Origin of the sequence: Cystobacter fuscus DSM 2262 (assembly GCF_000335475.2) — a bacterium.
Taxonomy (GTDB): Bacteria; Myxococcota; Myxococcia; order Myxococcales; family Myxococcaceae; genus Cystobacter; species Cystobacter fuscus.
In genome coordinates this window covers 16,269-40,394 of sequence record NZ_ANAH02000072.1, presented here as the reverse complement: position 1 = coordinate 40,394, position 24,126 = coordinate 16,269, and the positions used below count along the sequence as shown (strand labels likewise).

15 protein-coding genes are annotated in these 24,126 nt (G+C 70.7%); 10 read left to right on the top strand and 5 right to left on the bottom strand.

The window, feature by feature from the left end; genetic code table 11:
- The first annotated feature begins 33 nt into the window (after positions 1-33).
- The gene (locus D187_RS47225) at positions 34-1,263 is read left to right on the top strand and encodes a uracil-xanthine permease family protein (RefSeq protein ID WP_002631723.1); all 1,230 of its coding nucleotides are present in this window, start codon (positions 34-36) and stop codon (positions 1,261-1,263) included.
- Positions 1,264-1,287: 24 nt separating this feature from the next.
- Here D187_RS47225 and D187_RS47220 read toward each other — a convergent pair whose 3' ends face one another.
- Positions 1,288-2,943 carry an acetate--CoA ligase gene (locus D187_RS47220; protein WP_002631722.1) on the bottom strand — a complete coding sequence of 552 codons (1,656 nt, stop codon included), beginning with the start codon at positions 2,941-2,943 and terminating at the stop codon, positions 1,288-1,290.
- A gap of 173 nt (positions 2,944-3,116) precedes the next feature.
- On the opposite strand from D187_RS47220, the gene D187_RS47215 reads away from it, so the two are divergent.
- From D187_RS47215 to D187_RS47190, 6 genes are all read left to right on the top strand, one after another.
- Complete coding sequence (locus D187_RS47215) at positions 3,117-3,632, top strand: hypothetical protein (protein WP_002631721.1); 516 nt, start codon at positions 3,117-3,119, stop codon at positions 3,630-3,632.
- Between the two features lie 1,428 nt (positions 3,633-5,060).
- On the top strand, positions 5,061-6,173 hold the full coding sequence (locus tag D187_RS47210) for an S-(hydroxymethyl)glutathione dehydrogenase/class III alcohol dehydrogenase (protein WP_002631718.1): 1,113 nt from the start codon (positions 5,061-5,063) through the stop codon (positions 6,171-6,173).
- Between the two features lie 2 nt (positions 6,174-6,175).
- A complete protein-coding gene (gene fghA / locus D187_RS47205) occupies positions 6,176-7,021 on the top strand; it encodes an S-formylglutathione hydrolase (protein ID WP_002631716.1) in 846 nt (281 codons plus the stop codon).
- Between the two features lie 178 nt (positions 7,022-7,199).
- On the top strand, positions 7,200-8,240 hold the full coding sequence (locus tag D187_RS47200) for a polysaccharide lyase family 20 protein (protein WP_002631714.1): 1,041 nt from the start codon (positions 7,200-7,202) through the stop codon (positions 8,238-8,240).
- Between the two features lie 260 nt (positions 8,241-8,500).
- A complete protein-coding gene (locus tag D187_RS47195) occupies positions 8,501-12,523 on the top strand; it encodes a serine/threonine-protein kinase (RefSeq protein WP_043435485.1) in 4,023 nt (1,340 codons plus the stop codon).
- 75 nt (positions 12,524-12,598) lie between these two features.
- Complete coding sequence (locus tag D187_RS47190) at positions 12,599-14,224, top strand: DUF8728 domain-containing protein (RefSeq protein ID WP_002631707.1); 1,626 nt, start codon at positions 12,599-12,601, stop codon at positions 14,222-14,224.
- Here D187_RS47190 and D187_RS47185 read toward each other — a convergent pair.
- The gene (locus D187_RS47185) at positions 14,205-16,016 is read right to left on the bottom strand and encodes an OPT/YSL family transporter (protein WP_002631705.1); all 1,812 of its coding nucleotides are present in this window, start codon (positions 16,014-16,016) and stop codon (positions 14,205-14,207) included. The genes D187_RS47190 and D187_RS47185 overlap by 20 nt on opposite strands.
- Positions 16,013-18,328: a serine histidine kinase EspA gene (locus tag D187_RS47180; protein ID WP_002631703.1), complete on the bottom strand. Its 2,316-nt coding sequence runs from the start codon at positions 18,326-18,328 to the stop codon at positions 16,013-16,015. Before D187_RS47180 ends, D187_RS47185 begins: the two co-directional genes overlap by 4 nt.
- Positions 18,329-18,536: 208 nt before the next feature.
- Here D187_RS47180 and D187_RS47175 point away from each other — a divergent pair, with 208 nt between their 5' ends.
- Together D187_RS47175 and D187_RS47170 are read left to right on the top strand one after the other, a co-directional pair.
- The gene (locus D187_RS47175; RefSeq protein ID WP_155894062.1) at positions 18,537-19,910 is read left to right on the top strand and encodes a serine/threonine-protein kinase; all 1,374 of its coding nucleotides are present in this window, start codon (positions 18,537-18,539) and stop codon (positions 19,908-19,910) included.
- A gap of 335 nt (positions 19,911-20,245) precedes the next feature.
- On the top strand, positions 20,246-21,190 hold the full coding sequence (locus D187_RS47170) for a hypothetical protein (protein ID WP_002631699.1): 945 nt from the start codon (positions 20,246-20,248) through the stop codon (positions 21,188-21,190).
- Positions 21,191-21,197: 7 nt separating this feature from the next.
- Here the strand turns inward: D187_RS47170 and D187_RS47165 are convergent, their stop codons facing one another.
- Entirely contained in the window at positions 21,198-21,950 is a 753-nt protein-coding gene (locus D187_RS47165) for a YqjF family protein (RefSeq protein ID WP_043435514.1), read from the bottom strand.
- A gap of 10 nt (positions 21,951-21,960) precedes the next feature.
- Entirely contained in the window at positions 21,961-22,389 is a 429-nt protein-coding gene (locus D187_RS47160; RefSeq protein WP_002631697.1) for a hypothetical protein, read from the bottom strand.
- 205 nt (positions 22,390-22,594) lie between these two features.
- Here D187_RS47160 and D187_RS47155 point away from each other — a divergent pair, with 205 nt between their 5' ends.
- On the top strand, positions 22,595-24,121 hold the full coding sequence (locus D187_RS47155) for a peptide MFS transporter (protein WP_002631696.1): 1,527 nt from the start codon (positions 22,595-22,597) through the stop codon (positions 24,119-24,121).
- Positions 24,122-24,126 lie beyond the last annotated feature (5 nt).

The following is a 24,126-nucleotide window of genomic DNA, read 5'->3' as shown; positions in this document are numbered from 1 at the left end:
CGAAACGGGCCCGGTGAGCTAAGCCAAAGGTCCATGCCCCCTCTGCCGCTCCAGAAGAAGGTCGTCCTGGGCCTCCAGCACACCATCGCCATGTTCGGCGCCACCGTGCTGGTGCCCCTGCTCACGGGCCTCAATCCGAGCGTCGCCCTGTTCGGCGCCGGGCTCGGCACCCTGCTCTTCCATGTCCTCACGGGCCTGGGCGTGCCCATCTTCCTGGGCAGCAGCTTCGCCTTCATCGCCCCCATCCTCACGGTGATGAAGGCCGAGGGCCCCGCCGCCGTTGGAGGCGGCCTCGTCGCCGCGGGCGCCCTGTACATCGTCTTCTCCGCCGCGGTGAAGGCCGTGGGCGTGAGCCGCGTCCAGAAGGTGTTCCCCCCCATCGTCACCGGCCCCGTCATCATCGTCATCGGACTGAGCCTCGCCGGGGTCGCCATCAATCAGGCCCAGAGCCACTGGGGGCTGGCGGTCGTCACCCTGCTGGCCGCCATCATCACCAGCGTCTTCGCCCGGGGCCTCTTCAAGATGATCCCCATCCTCATCGCCGTCCTCGTCGGCTATGGGACCGCGCTGGCGATTGGCGGCGTGGAGCCCGCGAAGCTCGCCGCCATCCGCGACGCCGCCTGGGTGGGCCTGCCCCCCTTCCACGCTCCGCGCTTCTCCTGGTCGGCCATCTTCGTGCTCGCCCCGGTGGCGCTCGTCACCTTCATCGAGCACATCGGCGACGTCATCGTGAACGGCCGCGTGGTGGGCAAGAACTTCCTCGAGTCGCCCGGACTGCCCCGCACCCTGTTCGCCGATGGCATCGCCAACATGGCGTCCGCCGCGCTCGGGGGACCCGCCGCCACCACCTACGCGGAGAACACGGGCGTGCTCGCCGTCACGCGCGTCTACGACCCCGCCGTGCTCCGGATCGCCGCCGTCTTCGCCATGCTCTTCGGCCTGTCGCCCAAGCTGGCCGCCGTGTCCCAGAGCTTCCCCCCGGGCGTGCTGGGCGGCGTGAGCATCCTGCTCTTCGGGATGATCGCCTCGGTGGGCATCCGCACCCTGTCCGAGGCGCGCATCGACTTCGCCCACAGCCGCAACCTCATCGTGGTGAGCCTCATCCTCGTGCTGGGCCTCGGGGGCGCCAAGATTCCGGTGACGCTCGGCGAGGTGCACCTGGAGCTGCACGGCATGGCCCTGGCCGCGCTCGTGGGCCTGCTCGCCAACGCGCTGCTCCCCGAGTCCCTCGACCGCGAGGAGCACGACCCGCACTCCACCTGAGCGCGGGCCGGCGCGTGGGCCCCCTCAGTCCTTCGCGGGGGGCCGGTTGAGGGCCAGGGCGCGCAGCTCGTTGCGGCGGATCTTCCCGCTCACCGTCTTGGGCAGCTCGGTGACGAACTCAATCTCGCGCGGGTACTTGTAGGGCGCCGTGGTGCGCTTGACGTGCTCCTGCAGCTCGCTCGCGAGCGCCTCCGAGCCCGTGAAGCCCCGCGCGAGCACCACGTAGGCCTTGAGGCGCTGTCCCAGGCGCTCGTCCGGCACGCCCACCACGGCCGACTCCACCACGGCCGCGTGCTCCAGCAGCGCCGACTCCACCTCGAAGGGGCCCACGCGGTAGCCGGACGTCTTGATGACGTCGTCGCGCCGGCCCACGAACCAGAAGTAGCCGTCCGCGTCCTTCACCGCCCGGTCGCCCGTCACGTACCAGTCGCCGCGGAACGCCGTCTGGTTCGCCGCGTCGTCCTCGAGGTAGCCGTCGAAGAGCCCCACGGGCCGCTCCGGCTTCACCCGCACCGCGATGTCGCCCTCCTGCCCCGAGGGCACCTCCCGGCCCGCGTCGTCGATGACCGACACGACGAAGCCCGGCGTGGGCTTGCCCATGGAGCCCGCGCGTGGCTCCAGGCAGGAGAACATGCCCACCACCACCACCGACTCCGTCTGGCCGTAGCCCTCGCGGATGATCAGCCCCGTGGCCTGCTTCCAGGTGTCGATGACCTCGGGGTTGAGCGGCTCGCCCGCGCTCGCCACGTGCCGCAGCGCGGACAGGTCATACGCGGACAGGTCCTTCTGCACGAGCGCCCGCCACGCCGTGGGCGGCGCGCAGAACGTCGTCACCTTCTGCCGCTCGAGCATCCGCAGGAAGCGCTCCGGCTCGAAGCGGCCCCGGAAGTCGTACACCACGTTGCACGCGCCCTGGCTCCACGGGCCGAAGAGCTTGCCCCAGGCGCACTTGGCCCACCCCGTGTCCGACAGCGTCAGGTGCCGGTCCTCCGGCGTCAGGTCCAACCAGTAGCGGCCCGTCACCTCGTGCCCCAGGCCATAGCTGGCCTGCGTGTGCTGCACCCGCTTGGGCATGCCCGTGGTGCCCGACGTGAAGTAGAGCAGCATCGGATCATCCGCCCGCGTGCGCTCGAAGGCGTCACCGGACGCGTCCTCCGGCGCCGCCTCGGACGCGTACGCCACCCAGGGCGAGGGTGCCGACCCCACGGACACCCAGTGCCTCACGGCGCCCGTGCCCGCGAGCCCCTCGAACCGGTCCAGGCAGCTCGCGTCCGCGATGACGCCGTGGGCTCCCGCGGCCTCCAGCCGGTAGCGCACGTCCTTGGGGGTGAGCATGGGGGTGCCCGGCATGAAGACGATGCCCGCGCGGATGCACCCGAGCACCAGGAACCACCACTCCGGCACCCGAGGCATCATCACGAAGACGCGCTCGCCCTTGCGCAGGCCCAGGTCCGTCAGGAAGCGCGCCGCGTGCAGCGAGCGCCGCCGCACCTCGCTCCAGGTGAAGCTCCGCTCCGCCCCGCCCTCGTCGCTCCATTGCAGCGCCAGGGCCTCGGGGCGCTCACGGGCCCAGCGGTCGGTGACATCCCCGGCGAAATTGAAGAATTCCGGGCGGTTCCACCGGAAGCCACGCCAGGTGGCTTCGTAGTCGGTCATGTTGCGAGGGGGTAACGAGGCCATGGAACGCTCCAATCGAAGGGCGGCGAGAGCCCGGCCGCCACGCCTGTCCCGACAGAATATTCATGGGTTGGCGCCCTGGTGGAAGCGGTTGGCGGTCGTAGGAAAGCAGTCATACCCCTACTCAAGGCAATCAGTGGACTCCCACGACACCGCTCCGTTGACGGGAGACCTCCATGAACGCGAACGCGATTGCGCTGACTCCAACCACCCCCCACCGGTCGTTTGGCGTCTACGCCCGGGTGCTCGCCACGCAGATCCTCTATGTGGCGCCGCTGCTGTGGCTGCTCGAGCTGGCCCAGAACCAGGCCTGGAAGGCGGTGAACGGGACCTACGGCTGGCTGTACCCGGACTCCCCCTACGGCTGGTTCTCCTTCGGGAGCATGGTGCTGTGGGTGGGCTCGGTGTTCCTGATGTGGACGATGCACTACTACTGGTTCCACCCCCGGCAGATGAAGGCGTGGTCGCGCGTCTGCGTCGGCTCGGTGGTGTGCTGGGTGGGCGAGTGGATCGGCGGATTCATGGCGGTGGCGCTCACCGGCAAGCACCTGCACGTCTGGCCCGGCGCGACGCTCGTGTACGTGAGCGGCCCGGCCATCTTCTTCTGGGTGAGCAACGTCATCATCTACCACCTGCTCACCGTGCACGTGGTCGACCTGACGCCGCGCTACGACGTGCCGGCGGACGAGTGAAGTAACGCGCGGGGCGGTACCGCGTCCCGCGCACGAAGATGTCCCCACAGGTCAGGTTCCACACCGCGTCCACCCTGGCGCGGTAAGGTTCGCCCGCTTCGATCTCCGCCTCGGTCCTCGAGGTGTCGAGCACGAGCGAGCCCCGGCCCTCCACTCCCGGAGGGCGCACCCGTTCCCAGGCTGGCGAGGCCGACGAGAGCTCGGCGAGCACGGTTCACGGCGTGGTCCCCACGCGGACGGTGGACGTGGTGGTCCTGGTGGTGGGCTCGAGGCCCGCCCGCCAACGTCCCTGCTCCTGGAGATAGACGCGTCAGGCGTCCACGCCGGGCGAAGGCGTACGAGTGCTCGAGGCGCGGAGAACCGGCCCCTGTTGCTCCCTTCACCCGTATCGCCAGGGCCCCTCCTGGTGGGAGGAGCCCGAACCCGCCCGCATGGGCGGACCCTCGCCTTCCGGGAGCACCCCCGGAAACGAGCTGTCGGGCTCGCCCTCCCCCTCCCTCGGGGGAAGGCACACGAGGCCCACGAGCGCACGGCACGCCGTGGCCCGGGTCACCGCACCCCACTTCGAGCGGACGTCTCCCGCTAGCAAGCAGCTCGACTCGCGACGCGAGCGCGGCTCCTGGAGACGGAGGCACCTGGGGAGGACGGCGCAACGCATCGAGTCCCCGCGAGGCGCCGAGCACCCCCCGCGCGAGGACAGGGTCGGGCGGCACGCCACCCGCGCTTCGAGAGAGGCCGCTCGTCAGCGACAACGCCGCGACGATGGGCCTGGGTGACACGATCTCCCTGCCGCGAACGACTCCGGGCATGCTCACCTGCCCGCGGCGAACTGTTCGCTCCACTCGCATGACTCCGGCAACCGCCTCACGGAGCACATGCGCGTCATTCCCTCCAGAGGAGGGGAGCACCTGGTGTACCCACGGGTGCTCGGTCCTTCTTGCCAGCGCCGGAGAGGCTGCTTCCGGGCGGGGAGCGGACAGCGGGAGTCCCGGCTTCACCGCGGGGGGCGGTGCAACCTCCGGGCGGACCGCGAGGCCCACCAGGAGCACTCCCCGGACACGGGCGGAGCGCTGGGATGACACGGTCTTCCGCGCGGGAGCGGGGGGCCTGGGGGCCGGACCGTGCGTGTGCGGGATGTTCTCCTCCAAATAGAAGGAGAGCGCGTCGAGCGAGGAGTCCACCCTCGCGCAACCGGAAGCCAACAGGGAGAGACACAACGAGGCCACGAGGAGCCGCGTCCCGCCGGGCCCCGTGCTTCGCCGTCCGCTGTTGACTTCACCTCTCATGCGTACCGCCTGTGTTACCGCGCCGCGCGGCAAGCGCAATTCTTCGGCCGATGAAGAAGATCTCTGGCGGAGGCCGCGGGCCCCTCCGTTACGCTCCGCCACGTCGCGCTACACCCCTCCCCCCACCCACGAGGCATCACCCATGGACATCAAGGCCGCCATCGCGTTCGAACCCGGCAAGCCCCTGCGCATCGAGACGGTGCATCTCGAAGGACCCAAGGCGGGCGAGGTGCTCATCGAGCTCAAGGCGACGGGCATCTGCCACACCGACGCGTACACGCTGTCCGGCAAGGATCCCGAGGGCCTGTTTCCCAGCATCCTCGGCCACGAGGGCGCGGGCATCGTGGTGGACGTGGGCCCGGGCGTCACCTCGGTGAAGAAGGGGGACCACGTCATCCCGCTCTACACGCCCGAGTGTCGCCAGTGTAAGTCGTGCCTGTCGCGCAAGACGAACCTGTGCACGGCCATCCGCGCCACCCAGGGCAAGGGGCTCATGCCGGATGGCACCAGCCGCTTCCGGCTCGGCAAGGAGCCCATCCACCACTACATGGGCACGTCCACGTTCGCGCAGTACACGGTGCTGCCGGAGATCGCCGTGGCGAAGATCCGCGAGGACGCACCCTTCGACAAGGTCTGCTACATCGGCTGCGGGGTGACCACGGGCGTGGGCGCCGTCGTCTACACGGCCAAGGTGGAGGCGGGCGCGCGCGTGGTCGTCTTCGGCCTGGGCGGCATCGGGCTCAACGTGGTGCAGGCGTGCCGCATGGTGGGCGCGGATCAGATCGTCGGCGTGGACCTGAACCCCGGCCGGCGCGCCATGGCGGAGAAGTTCGGCCTCACGCACTTCGTCAACCCGGCGGACATGCCCGCGGCGGAGCTCGTGCCCCACCTCGTCAACCTCACCGGCGGCGGCGCCGACTACAGCTTCGAGTGCATCGGCAACGTGAACACCATGCGTCAGGCGCTCGAGTGCTGCCACCGCGGCTGGGGCGAGAGCATCATCATCGGCGTGGCCGCCGCCGGGCAGGAGATCAGCACCCGGCCCTTCCAGCTCGTCACCGGACGCGTGTGGAAGGGCAGCGCGTTCGGCGGCGCCCGCGGCCGCACCGACGTGCCCCGCATCGTCGACTGGTACATGGAGAAGAAGATCAACGTGGATGACCTCGTCACCCACACCCTGCCGCTCGAGCGCATCAACGAGGGCTTCGACTTGATGCACAAGGGCGAGTCCATCCGCACGGTGGTGAAGTACTAGCCATGGACGCGCTGAAACCCCACGCCGAGAACCGCTGCTTCGGCGGCACCGTCGGCTTCTACAAGCACACGTCCCAGGAGTGCGGCGGCGAGATGCGCTTCGCCGTCTACCTTCCTCCCCAGGCCCAGGCGGGCAAGGTGCCGGTCCTCTATTACCTCTCCGGCCTCACGTGCACCGAGGACACCTTCCTCATCAAGGGCGGGGCGCAGCAGCTTGCCGCGGAGCTGGGGTTGATGCTGGTGGTGCCCGACACCAGCCCGCGCCAGACAGGCATTCCCAAGGAGGACGCGGACTGGGAGGTGGGCACCGCCGCCGGCTTCTACCTGGATGCCACCCAGGCCCCCTGGGCCTCGCGCTTCCGCATGTACAGCTATGTCACCCGGGAGCTGCCCGAGCTGGTGGGCAAGCACTTCCCCGCCCGGATGGACCGCGAGGGCATTTTCGGCCACTCCATGGGAGGCCATGGCGCGCTCGTCTGCGCGCTGCGCCAGCCGGGCCGCTACCGCTCCGTGTCCGCCTTCGCCCCCATCAGCGCGCCCATGCGCTGCCCGTGGGGACAGAAGGCCTTTGGCACCTACCTCGGAGCGGACACCGAGGCGTGGCGCGCCTGGGATGCCACGGAATTGCTGCGCGGCGGGGCCCGGGTTCCTCCCCTGCTGGTGGACCAGGGCACGAACGACAAATTCCTCGCGGAGCAGCTCAAGCCCGAGTTGTTGCGCGCCGCTTGCGAGCAGGCAGGGCAGCCCCTGACACTCCGCTCCCAGGACGGGTATGACCACGGTTATTACTTCGTTTCGACCTTCATGGCGGACCACCTGCGGCACCACGCCGCGGCGCTAAACGCCTGAAACCTCTCGGCTCAATGACTGCTCACCCCGAGGGCCTGCTCAACGGCCCTCGGGGGATTGCTTCCTGGGCAGGCGAGCAAGCCTCGATTTCCCAAGGGGGGGATGACGGGGACACGTCATCGGGAAGTTAAAAAGCAAGTCACTTGTCCTTTTTGTCCCAACGACGAAAGGACACAGATTGAAGCGACTGCTGAACATTGCCGCCCTCGCGCTGCTGGTGCCCACCCTGGCCTCGGCCTCCGTCGTATGGAAGGGCGACCTCGAAACCGGAAATCTCTCTCAGTGGGACGCTGAGCAGAGTGTGTCCTCGAACCGCCTGTTGGTGGTGACCTCGCCGGTGCGAGAGGGTCGTTACGCGTTGAAGACCACCGTGCGCCAGGGGGACAACCCCATCAAGGCGAGCGGCAACCGCAACGAGTTGGTCTATCTGAGCCGCGAGACCTCGGGCTCCGAGTACTTCTACAAGTGGAGCTCGCTCTTCCCCGCCAGCTTCCCGAGCTCGCCCAAGTGGGCGCTGTTCACCCAGTGGCACCAGGAAGGGCACAGCGGCTCCCCCCCGCTCGAGCTCTACGTGGTCAATGATCGGCTCAACCTGCGAGTCGGTGGCAGCAGCGGCAAGGTCGTCTGGACGGCCCCCCTGCAGCGCGATCACTGGAACGACTTCATCCTCCACGTGAAGTGGTCCTCCGACAAGAAGACCGGCTTCATCGAGCTGTACCACGATGGCAAGGTGGTGCTGCCCAAGACGTACATGGCCACGCAGTTCGGCAGCCAGCGCAACTACCTCAAGATGGGCCTGTACCGGGACGCGTCCATCAAGCAGGAGGGCATCGTCTACCATGACGGTTTCGTGCAGAGCACGGCCCTGGAAGACGTGCTGCCCGCCGTGGCCGCCCAGGAGCCCCAGGCGCCCTCCTCGGAGCAGCCGATCGACGCCGCGCCCGACATGGACGACCCGACCAGCGGCCCGCCCGATGAGTCGGCCAACAATGGTGCCGTCACCCAGGGCCCCTCCTCGGACGGCTCCCCGGGGACCTCCGGCCTGGTGCCCGGCTCGCCGAACGCCTACGAGGACGGCCTGCAGCCCCAGAGCTGCGGTGGTGCCTCGGCCACCGGCGGCACGCCCCTGCTCATCGCCGGCATGATGAGCCTGCTCGTGCTGGCCAGCCGCCGCCGCAAGACGGCGCACGCGCTCGCGCGCCGCTCCTCCCAGCGCTAGCCATCGCGCGAGGACCCTCCTCGCGTGCATCACCGCACCCCCGGGCCCCACGGCTTCGGGGGTGCGCGCTCGAGGCCCCCTCCTGATGAGCGAGGGCGTGCCCCTTCTACTCTCCGTATGGGTCCGATGGCCGGAGTCCGCCCATTCAAGTGCAGTGATGGCGCACGCTGAACAAAGGGGATGTACCGGGGAATGAGATGGTGTCCACCGTCCGGGGTCATTTGGAGGAGGATCGCCCAGAGGGTGGTAGACTGCCGGCCGTGCCGCGGTGCGTGACATGCGGACAGCGTTGGGAGGGGGCCCACGCGCATTGTCCCCGAGGAGCTACCCCGACCGACTCGCCCCGCGGGGGGGACGGACGGGCGGAGCCATGGCGCCACATCGCCGGCTATCTCCTGGAAGAGGAGATCGCTCGCGGTGGGTTCGGCTCGGTCTACTCCGCCCGGCGCGAGTCCGATGGCGAGCGCGTGGCCATCAAGGTCGCCCACCCCGAGATTCCCTTCGCGCGTGCCCAGCTCGAGCGCGAGGCCCAGGTGATGCGCGCCATCGGCCCGCCCACCGTGCCCGCCGTGTACCATACGGGGGTGCTGCCCGATGGGGCCGCCTGCCTCGTCATGCAGTTCATCCCCTGGCCCACCCTCGCCCAGCGCATGGCGCAGCTGGCGGGCCCCATGTCCCTGCCCGAGTTCACCTCCCGCGCGCGCTCGCTGCTCGACGCGCTCGGGGTGGTGCATGAGCGGGGCTTCCTGCACGGGGATCTCAAGCCCGAGAACATCTTCCTCGACGACACGACGCACACCGCGGGCTTCTTCGACTTCGGCCTCGCGCGGCCCGTGGGCGACCTCATCGTCACCGCCTCCGCGGACGACGCCACGCCGCCCCTGGGCCTGTCCTTCGCCGGCACCGCCGAGTACATGTCCCCCGAGCAGTGCGCGGGTCCCCAGGGCCTCGACGCCCGCTCGGATCTCTATTCGCTCGGCGTGCTCTTCTACGAGATGCTCACCGGGAGGCCGCCCTTCTTCGGCACCTCGGTGGACGTCATCCAGGCGCACCTGTCGCGCCGGCCCCTGCGGCCGTCGGAACTGGCGCCCGTACCGGCGCCTCTCGAGCAGCTCGTGCTGCGCTGCCTCGCCAAGGAGCGCAAGTTCCGCCCCGACGCCGTGGCCAACCTGCGGCGCGAACTCCAGGAGGCCCTGACGCAGGCCGAGAAGCCTCCCAGTCCCGTGCGGCTCCTCGTGCCCGTGGTGGACAGGCCCGCCGCCTCCCCGCCCGCGGGCGTGCGGCGCTCGGTGGCGGTGCTCTTCTTCCGCTCGGGCGCCAACCCCGTCACCGTGCAGAGGGCACTGACCAGCTTCGGCGGACAGATGGTCTTCCACGACGGCACGCGCTTCGCGGGCGCGTTCGATCCGGACGCGGGCGAAAACCCCGTGCAGCGCGCCCGCCAGGCCGCCGAGGGGCTCGCCCTGCAGAACCTCGCCCCCGCCGCGCTCGTGGACGTGGCCACGGTGACGGTGCAGCGCCGCGCCGGAGGCCCCGCGCGCTACCTCAGCCCCATCTTCGCGCGCCAGGACCGCTACCCCAGGGACCAGGACACCTCGGCGCTGCTGCTCACCGGCGCGGCGGTGGAGGCCCTGCCGGATCTGCGGTGCGAGCCCGTGACGGAGCGCGACGGCATCTTCCGCATCGCGTCCACCAGCCCGGGGCCCGAGGACGTCACCATCCTCCAGCACGGCAGCGGGGTGCTGGTGGGCCGGGGCAGCGAGCTGGCCGAGCTGCTCGAGAGCGCGGGCCGGGCCCTGGTGGATGGAGCGCCCACGCTCGTCACCGTGCTGGGCGACCGCGGCCACGGCAAGACGCACCTGAGCGCCGCGCTCGCCCAGCAGCTCCACATGTCGCTGACCCACACGCGCATCGCCACGTGGCGCGCCCGCGAGCCCGTGCAGGGAGACCCCGAGGGCACCCTGCGCATGCTGCTGCGCGGCGCGCTCTACGGCTTCCGCAACGAGCAGGAGCTGACGGGCTCGGAGACGGAGGGGCGCGCCACCTGCGCGGAGCTGCTCGGCCCCGCGCTGGCCCAGGAGCTGTGGCCCGGCGTGGCCTCCACCCTGGGTTGGCTCGCGCCGGGCGCCGCCGGACTGCAGAACTGGGCCGCGGCCCCCGGTGCGTTGCGCACGCTGGCCATGCGCGCCACGGGCGAGCTGCTGGCCGCGCGCGCCCGCCGCCAGCGGCTGTGCCTCATCCTCGACGACGCGCAGTACGCCGAGGAGACGGCGCTGGACGCGCTGGAATACGCCGCGCTCGCCGAGTCGCGCCTGCCCCTGTGGATCTGCGTGTTCGCGCGGCCGGGCTTCGAGCGCATCCGCCCCTCGTGGGGCACGCGCGCCGCGCGCCGGCACGTGCTGCCCCTGGGGCCCCTGACTCCCCCGAGCGCCATGGAGCTGTGCCGCACGCTGCTGCGCCCGGTGGAGAACGTCCCCGCGGCCGCGCTGGAGCGTCTGACCGAGCGGGCCCAACGCATCCCCCTGTTCCTCGTGGAGCTGGTGCGCGGCCTCAAGCGCCAGGGGCTCGTGCGCCAACGAGCCAGTGGCGGCAGCTGGTTCCTGGCCACCGACGAGCTGGAGCGCATGCCGGAGATGCGGCTGGTGGACTGGCTGGCGGATCGCGAGCTGGGAGCGCTGCCCGCGGAGCTCGCGGCGCATGCGCGCTTGTGCGCCCTGCTCGGTCCGGACTTCACCGCCGCCGAGGCCGAGGGCGTGGTGTCCAAGCTGGAGGAGACGGACTTCCCGTTGGATCCCCGCCACGCCACGCGCCGGCTGGTGGACCTGGGGCTGCTCGTGTCCCACCGGCAGGAGGGGTTGAGCTTCCGCAACGAGCTGTTGCGCGTCACCGTGGAGCGCTCGCTGCCCGAGGCGGACCGCGAGCGCATCCACAGCGCCGCCTTCCGCTACTACTCCAGCGCGGCGGGCGCCGCCGAGCGGCAACGCCTGCCGCGTCTGGCCCTGCACGCCGCCGCGGCGGGCCTGCGCGACGAGGCGGCCGCGCTCTACATCGACCTGGCCGAGTCCGCGCGCGGCCGGCACGCCTACATCGAGGCCGAGTCCACCTATACGCGCGCCCTGGAGTTGCTCGACGGCGTGGACCGGCGCCGGCGGCTCACCGTGCTGCGGGGCCGGGGGCTCATGCGCTACCGCGTGGGGCGCTACGAGGACTCGCTGGCGGACTTCGCCGGGGCGCGTGAGCTGGCGCGGGAGATCGGCGACTGCGCCGCCGAGGTGGACCTGATGCTGGAAGAGGCCATGGCCTACGACTGGATCAACGACTACGCACGCTCGGAGGAGCGGGTGTACGCGGCCCAGCAGATGGCCGACGCCGGCAACCACCGCTCGCCGCTCTTGCAGGTGCGGCTGCTGCTGGGCGCGGGGCGCGCGCAGTTCCGCAATGGCCGCTGGGAGGAATGCTGCGAGCCGCTGCAGGAGGCGGCCGAGCGCGCCCGGAAGCTCGGAGACGCGGGCTACGAGTCACGGATCGTGGCGCAGCTGCTGCTCGGCGTCATCCTGCCCAACATCGGCCGCATCGACGAGGCCGAGCAGCTCTTCGAGGAGGTCATCGCCGCGTGCACCGAGCGCGGGGACCGGCTGCACCTGGGCAGCGCCATCTGCAACCGCCGCAACCTGTGGGTGGCGCGCAATGACTTCCAGGGCGCGATGCTGGACCAGGAGCGCTTCATGCAACTGGGGCGCGAGCTGGGCATGGTGGGCTGGGAGTACTTCGCCGAGCACAACATGGGCGAGCTGCTCTACCAGGCGGGCAACACGCAGGAAGCGGCGTCCCACATCGCCCGCGCCATCGAGCTGGAGCGGCACCACCCGGAGATGGCCCCGCGGCCCTGGGCCCTGCTGCTGCAGGCGCGCTCGCTCGCGTATACCGGCCAGGACGCCCAGGCGCGCGAGCTGCTCATGGACATCCGTCGGACGCTGAAGCAGAGCGGCGCGGAGTTCACCCCCTCGGAGGAAGTCATCTTCTCCCTGGTGGAGCTGGCCACGCGCGACGCGAGCGCCGAGGAATGGGACGCACTGCTCGCGCGCTCCAATGAATTCTCGGTGGAGCAGGAGCCGCTGGAGGTGCTGGAGCTGCGGGGCCTGGACTGGCTGCGGCGGGGCGAGCGGGCACAGGCGCGGCTCATCCTGGAGGAGGCCCTGCGCCGCGCCGAGACGATGCCCAACGTGATGCGCGATCGCCTGCGGCGCAGCCTGGAGCGGGCCCAGCTCACTCCCGCGGCGTGAGCGGGTGGACGGCGGGAGGCAAGAGGCTCGCCGCCCCACCGCCGACATGGAGCTGACATAGAGTCGCGGTCGTTCATGAACGGTCCTTCCTCCCCCGCCTCCCCCTCCCTCCCGAACGGACGTGTCACCGGGCTCGTGGGCGTGCTCTGCGCGCTCGCGGTGCTGATGAGCACCTTCGCGCTCGTGCCCGATTACTGGCGGCAGCGGGGCTTTCCACTCGATGACGCGTGGATCCACGCCGTGTACGCACGCGGCGTGGCCCGGGGCGAGGGCCTCAGCTACAACCCCGGCGTGCCCGCCACCGGAGAGACCTCGCCCCTGTGGGCGATCGTCCTGTCGGTGGCCTACCTCGGGGAGCCGGACGTGGAGCGCTCGGTGCTCGTCACCAAGCTGCTCGGCTTCCTGCTGCACGCGCTCACGGCGGCGGGCTGCTACCTCATGTTCCGGGACGCGGGCCGCCGGTGGGCCGCGAGCGCGGCGCTGCTCGTGCTGGTGAGTCCCCACCTGGTGGCGGCGAGCCTCTCCGGCATGGAGGTGCCCCTGGCCACGCTCGTGGCGGTGGGCTGCGTGCTCGTGCTGCTCGGCCAGCGGCCGGGCCTGTACGCGTTGTGTGGCGCGGCCGGCCTGCTGGCCCGTCCCGAGGGAGGGCTCTTCGTCTTCCTGCTGCCGCTCGTCGTGCGCCCCCAGCCGGGCCTCCGGCCGCTCGTGCGCCGCTGGGTGGAGGCGGGCGTGGGCGTGGCGCTCGCGGGCGGCGCGTGGGCGGCGTGGAACCTCCATGCCTCGGGCAGGCCGCTGCCCGGGACGTTCTACGCCAAGGTCACCACCACCCCGGGCGAGCCCGTGTTCCTGTCGATGCTGCGCGCCGCGGCGCTGGGACTGTGGGAGCTGCTGCCCGAGGTGGCCCTGCCCTGGCCCGTGCTCATCGTGCTCGCCGTGCTCGCGCTGCGCGTCGCGGTGTACCGCCGGAACACGACGGCCCCCGAGCGGCGGGCGGCCGGACTGCTCGCCGTGGGCCTGGTGTTCTTCGCCGTCTCCATGGCCCTGTTGCGCTCGGCGATCTCCCAGATCTTCTACCTCCAGCGCTATGTCCTGCCCGCGCTGCCCTTCATCCTGGCGCCCCTGCCCATCCTCCTGGGCGCATGGATGGAGGCACGGCTGGCCAGGCACGGCCCGCGCCTGCCCGCGCTCGTCGCGGTGGCACTCCCCCTGGTGGTGGCCACGGGCCTCGTGCCACGGCTGGAACGGTTGGAGAACGACGCGCACAACATCGACGACCTGCAGGTGCGCGAGGGCCTCTTCCTCGCACGCGCCTCGCCCGAGGACGTGGTGTGGGTGCTCGACGCGGGGGCCTCGCGCTTCTTCGGACGGGCCTTCGTCGTGGATCTCCTCGCGCTCAACTCGCCCCGGATGCTGGACGACGACGCCCAGGCGTACCTCGCCGAACACCCCCCGCGCTTCCTCGAGTGGACGCGGGGCTGGGCCGCCCTCCGCCCCGACACGCCCTCGGGGCTGCGCGAGGCGGCCACCTTCCAGACCACCACCCCGTATACCGTCTCCGCCGCCCAAGCGATGAACACCCGGATGTTGCTCGAGTGCGTTCCCGGCTCCGGGGGCATCTACACACGCAAACGCAACCACTGGCGCTACCAGTGCGCGGCGCCCGCCGAGGCACCGCGAGGACTCACCCCGGCGGAGCCATGAGGCCGGAGGCGATCAACACCGCGATGAGCACGCCCAGGAGCGTCTCGCCGAGGATGGCGCCGGTGCCCATGGCCTGCACGGGCTGGAGCGCGGAGGGCCGCAGACGGCCCACGGCGGAGACCAGCAGGGAGCCCAGGCAGATCGTCACCGCGTAGTAGGCCGGCACGAACAGCCCGATGGCCATGGCCGCCGCCGAGGGCAGCATCCGGGCCCAGCGCTCGCGCGAGCCCGCCACCGACAACAGGCCCCCCACGACGAAGGCCCCGCCCATGGCCAGCGCGGAGGCGGGCGGCAGGCCCGCGAGGCCCTGGGAGGTGAGCTGCGCCACGGCCTTGAATTGCCTCGCGGTGGGCACGGGCAGCACGCTCGACTCGAGCCCGTACACCGACACCAGCACGAAGTAGGTGGGAACGGCCACCGCGACGCCCCACAGGAGTCCCGACAACTGCGCGAGGAACTGGCGTGAGGCACGGGCGCCCAGCAGCCGGCCCGCCTGGAGCGACCACAGGCTCGCGCTGGTGTGCGACGCGGCCCCGGACACCACCGCTCCGGCCGCGATGTTGAGGCCCTCCCGCCCAGGCGCCACCATGCCGAAGCCCACCTGCGTGAGCTGGCCCACATGGCTGATGGGCGCGATGTCCGACTGCCCCGTCGCCCGGGCGCACACCGCGCACAGCGGGAAGGTCATCCCCAGCGCCAGCAGCAACTCGAGCGGGCCCAACCCGAAGGCCCAGGTGCCCGCCAGCAGGCACAGGAGGATGACGGGAAGCACCGCCCGCCCCACCCCAAGGCCCACCGCGGACTCCCAGCCCTCGCGGTGCGCACCGAGCGCCCGTATGTCCCCCACCATCGCCGGCAGCGCGCGCAACTGGGACAGCAGCGACGTGGCCGACGCCCCCACCATCAACCCCACGCCCGGCCACAACAGCCAGGAGGACAGCTCGCCATAGTCGGCCGCCGCCTTCCCGGTGTGGACGAGCCAGGGCGCCACCCCGCCCCAGGCCAGCGCCGAGCCCAGCAGCAGGCTCAAGCCCGCATGGGGACCCGCGAGCACGCCAATGCCCAGCAGCATCGGCATCCACCCCACTCCCAGCATCAGGCTGTCCGCGCCCACCCCCCCCAGCCGCACGCTCGCCGGCAGCAGCGACGCCCCGGGAATCACCCCGCGCGCGTCCCTCAGCCAGGTAAGCACCGCGGAGAGCACGCCACTCACCCACAAGCCCCGTGCCCGCGCCGCGTAGGCCGAGCCCGTGGAGTGCAGCGTGGAGATGAGCTGCGAGGTGGCCACCCCGGTGGGAAACGGCAGCGCCTCCTCCTCCAACAGCCGCCGTCGCGACAGGTAGGCGAAGAGCACGCCCAGCGCGCCCAGCCCCACGCCCCACGCCGCCACCGCCCAACCGGGAGGCTGCGTGCCCAACAGCGCCAGCGCGGGCACCGCGCCGATGAGCCCCGCGCTCGCGGGCGTCGCCCCCACGGAGACAGCGGTCGTCTGGGCGAGGTTCGTCTCCAGGGGCGAGAGCGGAGCGCCGCTCCGGGAGAGCACCGACAGGCCCCCGAAGGCCAGCAGCGCCGACATCAGGCACCCGGACTCCCAGATGCCCGTCTTCAGTCCCATGTAGACATTGGTGACGGCGAGCATCGCGCCAATGCCCGAGCCCACCAGCCACGCGCGCGGCGTCCACTCGGCCAGCGCGGAGGGCTCCGGCGCAATGGCCTGGAGCGAGGGCGGTGGCGACTCCAGGGACGGACGCGAGGCTTCCCCTCGCGCGAGGTCCGCCTGCCGCTCGCTCACCTCGCACCTTCCCGCAGCAGGGGCACCGGCGGACTCGCCGCGTCGTTGGACGCGGAGCCCTGCAACTGGGCGGAGCGGCCCACCAGGGCCCGGAGCTGGCGCAGGTCCAACGGCTTGCTGAGCTTCGGGTTGGGCACCTCCTGCAGGAAGCTCAACGCGCGCGGGGTGAAGGCCCCGCCCGTCATGAAGACCACGCGCAGGGCCTGGTCCGGCGCGCTGCGGTTGAGCTCGGCGTACAGGTCCATGCCCGTCATCCCCGGCATCATCACGTCACAGAGGATGAGATCGTAGCGGTTGCCCTGCTCGAGCAGCTTGAGCGCGGCGCGAGCCCCGTTGACGGTGGCCACCTCGTGCTCGGGCGACAGCGAGCGCTGCAACGCCCGCGTCACGTACGGCTCGTCGTCCACCACGAGGATGCGCGCCCGGCCCACCGCGACCAGCGGCTCCGGCTCCGAGCGCGCCTCCATGGGCGTGCCCGCGATGCCGAGGAACACGCGGAAGGTGCTGCCCTTGCCGGGCGTGCTGTCCACACCGATGCGGCCCCCCATCGAGTCGATGATGCCGTGGCAGATGGACAACCCCAGTCCCGTCCCCTCGCCCACGGGCTTGGTGGTGAAGAAGGGATCGAACACGCGCGCGCGCACCTCGGGCGTCATGCCCACGCCCGTGTCGCGCACCTCCACCACCACCTCGCTCGCGCCATGGGAGCGGATGACGACGCGGATTTCATGCTCCTGCGCGTCCCCCTCGGGGATGGCATGCGCCGCGTTGAGCAGCAGGTTGAGGAACACCTGGCACAGGCGCGACTCGCTGCCCTGCACCGCCGGCACCGGCTCGAACTGCGTCACCAGCCGGGCGCGGTGCTTGATGACGTTGTCCGCCATCTTGCACGCCAGCTCCACCGCCTTGCTCGCGTCCACCGGCCCCAGCTTGTCCTCCTGCTGGCCGCGGGCGAACGTCTTCAAGTCCCGCACGATGGAGGCGATGCGCTCGGCGCCCTCCACCGTCTCGCGCACCACCTGCTGTAGCGGATCCACCTCGGAGCCCACCGCCGATTGCTTGAAGCGCTCGAGGCGCTCGGACACCAGGTGCAGGTTGACGAGCATGTAGGCCAGTGGGTTGTTGATTTCATGCGCCACGCCCGCGCCCAGCGTGCCCACCGACGCGAGCCGGTCGGCCACCTGCAGGCGGCTCTGCAACAGCCGGCGCTCGGTGGTGTCGCGGTGCACGAGGATGTGCGCGATGGTCCGCCCCTCCGCGTCGCGCAGCGGCGCCACCACGGACTCGCACGAGCACTGCGTGCCGTCGGGCCGCTGGAAGTCCAGCTCCCCCGTCCACCGCCCCTGCGCCTCCAGCGCCGCGAGCACCTCGCCCGTGCGCTTGTCCTCCTGTCCCGGATGCAGGAGCGCCGAGAGCGTCTGCCCGAGCGCCTCGGCCTTGCCCCGGCCGAACATCTTCTCCGCGCTCGCGTTCCAGTCGATGATGCGCCCGCCCCGGTCCGTGATGACCACGCCCTCGCACAAGCTCTCGAAGATGAGCGCCTGACGGCGCAGCTCCTGCTCGGCCAGCTTGCGCTCGGTGATGTCCATCACCGTGCCGGTGATGCGCACGGGCGCGCCCGTCTCGTCGCACAGCACGTCGCCCTTGCACGACAACCACCGGCCGCGCGCGCCCGTCACCTCGATGCGGTACTCCACGTCCAGGTGCGCGCGCTGGGCGAGCGCCGTGGCGAGCGCCTCGCGCACCCGCTTCAAGTCCCCCGGCTGCACCACCTCGCCCAGGTCCGTGGGCCTGCCCGACAGCGAGCCGACCGGCAGACTCAAGAGCCTGTCCACCTGCTCGCTCCACGTCACCGCGCCCGTCACCGCGTTCCAATCCCAGATGCCCACGCGCGCCGCGCTCAGCGCCTGGCGCAGCTGCTCCTCGCCCTGCTCCACCAGTTCGCGCATGGAGAAGCGCAGCACCGTCACGGTGCCGATCTGCACCCGGTCCCCCTCGTGCAGCTCGGCGGACGCGATGCGCACGCCATTGAGGTAGGTGCCGTTGGTGGAGCCGAGGTCCGCCAGGTGGAAGCCGCCCTCGGGCGTGCGGGTGATGCGCGCGTGCCGGCGCGACACCCCATGGTCATTGATTTGAAAGCCCGCGTCCGCGCCCCGTCCGAGCACGTGCTCGCCGGCCTCGATGCGGAACACCTTGCCGATGGCCGCCGGGGTCGTGGTGCTGGTGAGGATGAGGCATGCGCTCTCGGCGGCGGCGAGTGGCTTCGCCGGCCCTCCACACATCGTGAGGTCGTCCACCATCTTCATGAGCATGCGCCTTACCAGGGTCAGGGTTCATCCACCGGAGGGGGCAGTATCCAGCAGACTCGGGTCCGGTCACATCACCCCCACCCGGACGCGGGACACCCCATCCATCAGCCAGAGGACAGCCCGCCACCGCAGGTTAGCTCAAGTGCCCTCCGCTCGACAGAGGGGGGGGACCCCCCCTGTGAGAACACTCCATCCGAAGTGCTAATCTTGAATGATGGCGGACCTGGATAGCACCTTCCACATCCTTCCCCACAAAGAGCATACACCGTCCCGGGATGTACCGACCCGAGTACAGGTCTCTCCTGGGGTGCTCGCGGGGGAATACGTTCTCAAGGCGGTCCTGGCTTCGGGGGGGCACGGGGCCGTGTACGAGGCGGAACACCGCATCCTCGGCCGGCGCGCCGCGGTGAAGGTGTTGCATCCGCACCTGACGGATCAGGGCGAGATGTTGCAACGCTTCGTGCGCGAGGCGCGGGTCGTCAATCAGATCCGCCACCCGCATATCGTCGACGTGTACGACTTCGGCATGCTGCCGGATGGCAGTCCTTACTATGTCATGGAGCTGCTGCCGGGCCGCACGCTCAGCCAGCTCCTGCACGAGCGGGGACGCTTGTCGCCGGAGCGGGCACTCGCCTTCCTGGAGCCGGTGTGCGAGGCGTTGGAGGCGGCCCACCGCGCGGGCGTGGTGCACCGGGATCTCAAGGCGAGCAACGTGGCCGTGGTGTCCGAGGGCGAGCCCCCGGTGGTGAAGCTGCTCGACTTCGGCATCGCCAAGTTCATCCACCCCGAGCCGGGCCAGGAGGGGCTGACGATCGCCGGCCAGCGCCTGGGCACCTCGCAGGCCATGGCACCCGAGCAGTTCCGCAGCGGCAACATCGGCCCCACCACGGACGTGTACGCGCTGGGCGTGCTGCTCTACCAGATGCTCACCGGCCACTACCCCTTCCAGTCCGATGACCGGCTGGAGGTGGAGCGCATGCACCTGGAGGCTCCCCCGCCGCGGCCGAGCACCGAGGCGCCCGTGCCGCCCGCGGTGGACGCGGTGGTGTTGCGCTGCCTGGAGAAGGAGGCCGAGCACCGCTACCCGGACGTGGACTCCTTCCGCACCGCGCTGCGCGAGGCGGTACTGCCCGCGTCCACCACCCGGCTCACCGCCATCAGCCGCAGCGTGCGCGCCTTCGCCCTGCATGCCGAGGTGGTGCTCGAGGAGGGCGCCGAGGACGACGCCGCCTACACCACCGTCTCCGAGGTGCTCGACGGGCTCGAGCAGGACCTGCGCGCCGCGGGCTTCGTGCTCGCCGTGCAGACCGGCATGGCGCTCTTGGGGGTGCGTCCGCTCGACGAGCCGCCGCGCACGGGCGCGCGCGAGTTGCTGGAGACGGCGCACCAGCTCCACGAGCGGGCCCAGGCCCGCGCCCGAGGCACCCGCGTGAGCGTGCGCGCCTGCGTCCACGTGGGCCAGGTGGATGCCCGGCGCGGCCCCGAGGGCATCGACATCACCGGCGGTCCCCTGGCGGACATCGCCGGCTGGGTGGTGCGCGACACGAACGGGTTGGGCATCACCCCCGCGGCCGCGCGCGCCTGACGTCCCCCCTTCCCCTCCACTGCCTCCGGCTCGTGCGTTGAACAACGGGGTGTGGCCCTCGTGGGCCCCCCGTGTGTCCGCCCACGCCTCGTACCGCGGTACGAGACGTAACCCCGCGAAATGACAACTCCCCGTCACTCCGGTCTGCCCCGGAGTCCAGTTGTTTTCAACTAAACTAGAAATAACCGACTACATGAAGTTTCCCTTCTACACGGCTTTATCTTTTGTAACAGTAAAGACGTGGAGAACAGGTTGTCGGGGTTTTTCCGAGAGTTCCCACCAAGGAGGAGTTGCTTCACCGAATATCCACATCCGTTTTGGGGGGGAGGAAGTCCATGCTGATGAAGACCTTCGAGTCTCGGAGCAACGATGGAAGCAATGGCCCGGCGGGATGGCGGTGGTGGGCGGGCATCCTGCTGGTATTCGTCATCGGGTGTGGACCTGGGGAGGAAACGTTCTCGGAAACGGAGACTCCCGAGGAAGCGCGACAGGAAGTCCTGCTGAGCAACGGGCTGAGCCTCAACGGGCTGAACCTCAACGGGCTGAACCTCAACGGGCTGAACCTCAACGGGCTGAACCTCAACGGCCTCTCCACCACGAGCTTCCACAACTGGTTCCAGGTGAACGCGGCGCTGCGCGCCGAGGTGATGAAGTACCTGGTGGAGTGCGCGGTGCCGGCGGGCTCGACGCGCACGTACACGTCCCCCAGCACCGGGACGACCTATACGTGGAACGGCGTGTTGGGACTGGCCCCCAACTGGAGCAGCGGGCTGGCGGCCACGACGGCGGAGCTCCAGGTGGTGTCCGCGTGCATGGCCGCACACGCCAACAAGTACGGCCTGCACGTCACCGTCTCCCTGCGAGGCCTCAACGGCTCCGGCAGTGTGATCGCCACCACCTCGGCGGAGGTCACCAGCCACACGCTGCGCGAGGGGTGCTTCTTCGGCAACCTCTTCGATGGGAGCACGGGCGTGTTCGGCGGCAATGACGGCCTGACGCTCGCGGCCCAGCAGAGCAGCCCCCGCGTGTGCGGCCTGCCGGGCACGTCCCCCACCACGTCGCAGTGCGCGCCCATGGTGTACGTGGGGAGCTGCTCGCAGTACTGCACCCTCGACAGCAGCCAGACCTACTACACCTCCTGCGTCTACAACGGCGTCACCTACCGGCCCGTCACCACGAAGATGAAGCCGTCGGACATCGCCACCTGCGGCAACGGCGTGTGCGAGCAGACGGAGAAGAGCGGCCTGCCCACCTATTGCTCCGCCGACTGCGGCGGCTGAGCGCGCGTCAGCGCACCACGCGCCGCAAGCGGAACACGTCCACGTCCACGCCCTCGGAGAAGTGGGCCAGGGGCGGCTCGGACGGGCGGGACAGGCCCGCGGCCGCCAGGAGCGTCTCCTCCAGCCCCTCCACGTCCGCGCCCCTCACCTCGTAGGGCGCGTGGTGCACCTGCCCGCGGTAGAGCTCGCCGCGGGCCTGGGAGTAGAGGAAGTAGCGCTCGACGAGGAAGTGCTGGAGCGTGCCCGGCGTGGACGTGGACGCGCTCCCCCGCGGCAGGCACCGCACCGCGCAGGAGGCGGGCGTGGGCGGGGGCCAGCGGCGCTCGGAACGGTAGGCGTAGGAGGTGCCCCCGGGCGCCGCCGTCAGCTCCATGCCCGCGAAGTGGTAGGGCAGCTTGAACCAGGCCCGGGCCAGCCGGACCGCGATGGCGTTGGCGGCCTCGAGGCTGAAGAACCAGACGCCCGGGTCGCGCCCCTGGAAGTGCACGTAGGTGCGCACGTTCGTCTCGTGGAAGTCCGACAGGAAGCCCACCGCGGGCAGGCCCCGGGGCCGTACCCCGCGCATGGTGAAGGGCACCAGCCCCACCCAGGCCCGGCCCTCGAAGGTGTCGAGCGTGAGTCCCCCGGGCAGCAGCGGGGCCACCTGTTCCACGGGCAGCGACCAGTGCAGGAAGAGCAGGTGGCGCCAGCTCTGGTACATCACCGGCCGCTCGTCCGGGCGGCGCGTGGGCGCGAGGCGATCGATGTCCGGCGAAGACATGGGCCGCACCTCAACCCTCCTGCGCGGGGGGCGGCGGCGGCAGGTCCGGGTCGATGCCGTGGGCGAGCCAATCCACCGCCTTGCGCTCCCACCGCGGGTCCTTCAACGCATCCAGGTAGCGCTCATAGGAGTAGACGCCCGTGGACTTGGCGATGCGGAGGATCTGGATCAACGCCACGGTGCTGTCCAACACCACCACCGAGCGCTGCATGCCATGGTCGCGCAACCACACCATCGCATCGCGGATGATCTCCTGGCTCTCGGGGGGATTGGACTTCTGGGTGCGTGAATCCACCAGCAACCCGAAGGGCCGTCCCTCGAGGCGAAGCACCCGGGCCTTGAGATCCTCGAACCATAGACGCGCCTCCGCGGGAATGATGTACCCGGGGGCTGTCGAGCGGAAACCATAGTCCGTGGCCACGTTCTGGGGGACAGGCATCTCCGTGTCTCGTCTCGTCGAAGGGGACCACGCACCAGACTCTCCGGTCCGTGGGCGAGGCGACTCTAGCGTGAACGCTCGCGCCTCCGAAGATTCGTGGGCCTCCACGCGCGAACGCGAGTGCATCCAATGGCCCTGAAAAAGTCCAAGCGATAGAGTGGGGGGTCGGCTGGACGCCCACCAGCCGTTCTCCCTGGAGTTCGCCATGACGATGACCCCGGCCCCCTCGCGCTCCGGAGAACCCGCGGCCCCACCGCTCGCGACCCGAGGCTTCTTCGGCCATCCGCGGGGACTGGCCACGCTGTTCTTCACGGAGATGTGGGAGCGCTTCAGCTTCTACGGCATGAAGGCGTTGCTCATCCTCTTCATGACGGAGACGGTGGCGCGGGGAGGACTGGGCTTCGACACGGCGAAGGCGAGCGCCATCTATGGCCTGTATGGCTCGGCGGTGTACCTCACCGCGCTGCCGGGAGGCTGGCTCGCGGACCGGTTCATCGGCCAGCGCCGGGCGGTGCTGGTGGGCGGCATCATCATCGCGCTCGGGCACTTCAGCATGGCGATGACCGGGGTGGCGTTCTTCTACCTGGGGCTCGTGCTCATCGTGACGGGCACGGGGCTGCTCAAACCCAACATCAGCGCCATGGTGGGCGGGCTCTACCCCGAGGGCGGGGCACGGCGCGACGCGGGCTTCTCCATCTTCTACATGGGCATCAACATCGGCGTCTCCGTGGCGCCCATCGTGGTGGGCCTCTTGGGCGAGCGCGTGAGCTGGCACGCGGGCTTTGGCGTCGCGGGCGTCGGCATGGTGCTCGGCCTCATCCAGTACGTGGTGGGCGGCAAGCACCTGGGCGACGTGGGACTGCCCACGCGCAGGAGCACGGAGGTGTCCGCCGAGGCGCCCCGCGCGGGCTCGCGTGGCGTGGTGCTCGGGGTGGGGGCCGTGCTGGTGGTGCTCCTGGGCGCGTTGCAGGGACTGGGCGTCGTGGACATGAGGAGCGCGGTGGGCCTGGGCGACGCGGCGGGCTTCGTCATCGTGGCGCTCGCGCTCGCCTTCTTCGGGTACATGTTCGCCGCGGGCGGGCTGGGCGCCACGGACAAGCGCCGCCTGGGCGTCATTGGCGTCTTCTTCCTGAGCTCCACCATCTTCTGGGCCGGCTTCGAGCAGGCGGGCTCCTCGCTCAACCTCTTCGCCCGGGAGCTCACGGACAGAGACATGTTCGGCTGGAACCTGCCCGCGAGCCTCCTGCAGTCCGTCAACGGGGTGTTCATCATCACCCTGGCGCCGGTGTTCGCCTGGTTGTGGGTGTGGCTCAACCGGCGGGGCCGCGAGCCCTCCAGTCCCGCCAAGTTCTCCCTGGGACTGTTGATGCTGGGGGCGGGCTTCCTGGTGATGGTGGGCGCGTCGCTCGCGGCCGCGGGAGGCCACCGGGTGAGCCCGATGTGGCTGGTGCTCACCTACCTGCTGCACACCTTCGGCGAGCTGAGCCTGAGCCCCGTGGGACTGAGCACGGTGACGAAGCTCGCTCCGCCGCGCACGGTGGGCATGATGATGGGCGTGTGGTTCATGTCCATGTCGCTCGGCAACCTCCTCGCCGGGCGCGTGGCGGGACAGTTCGAGGCCATGCCCCTGCCCCAGCTCTTCGGCGCGGTGGCCGCCGTCGCCATCGCCGCGGGCGTCCTGCTCGCCCTCTTCGTCCAACCCTTGCGGCGGATGATGGGCGGGGTGAACTGAGGGGG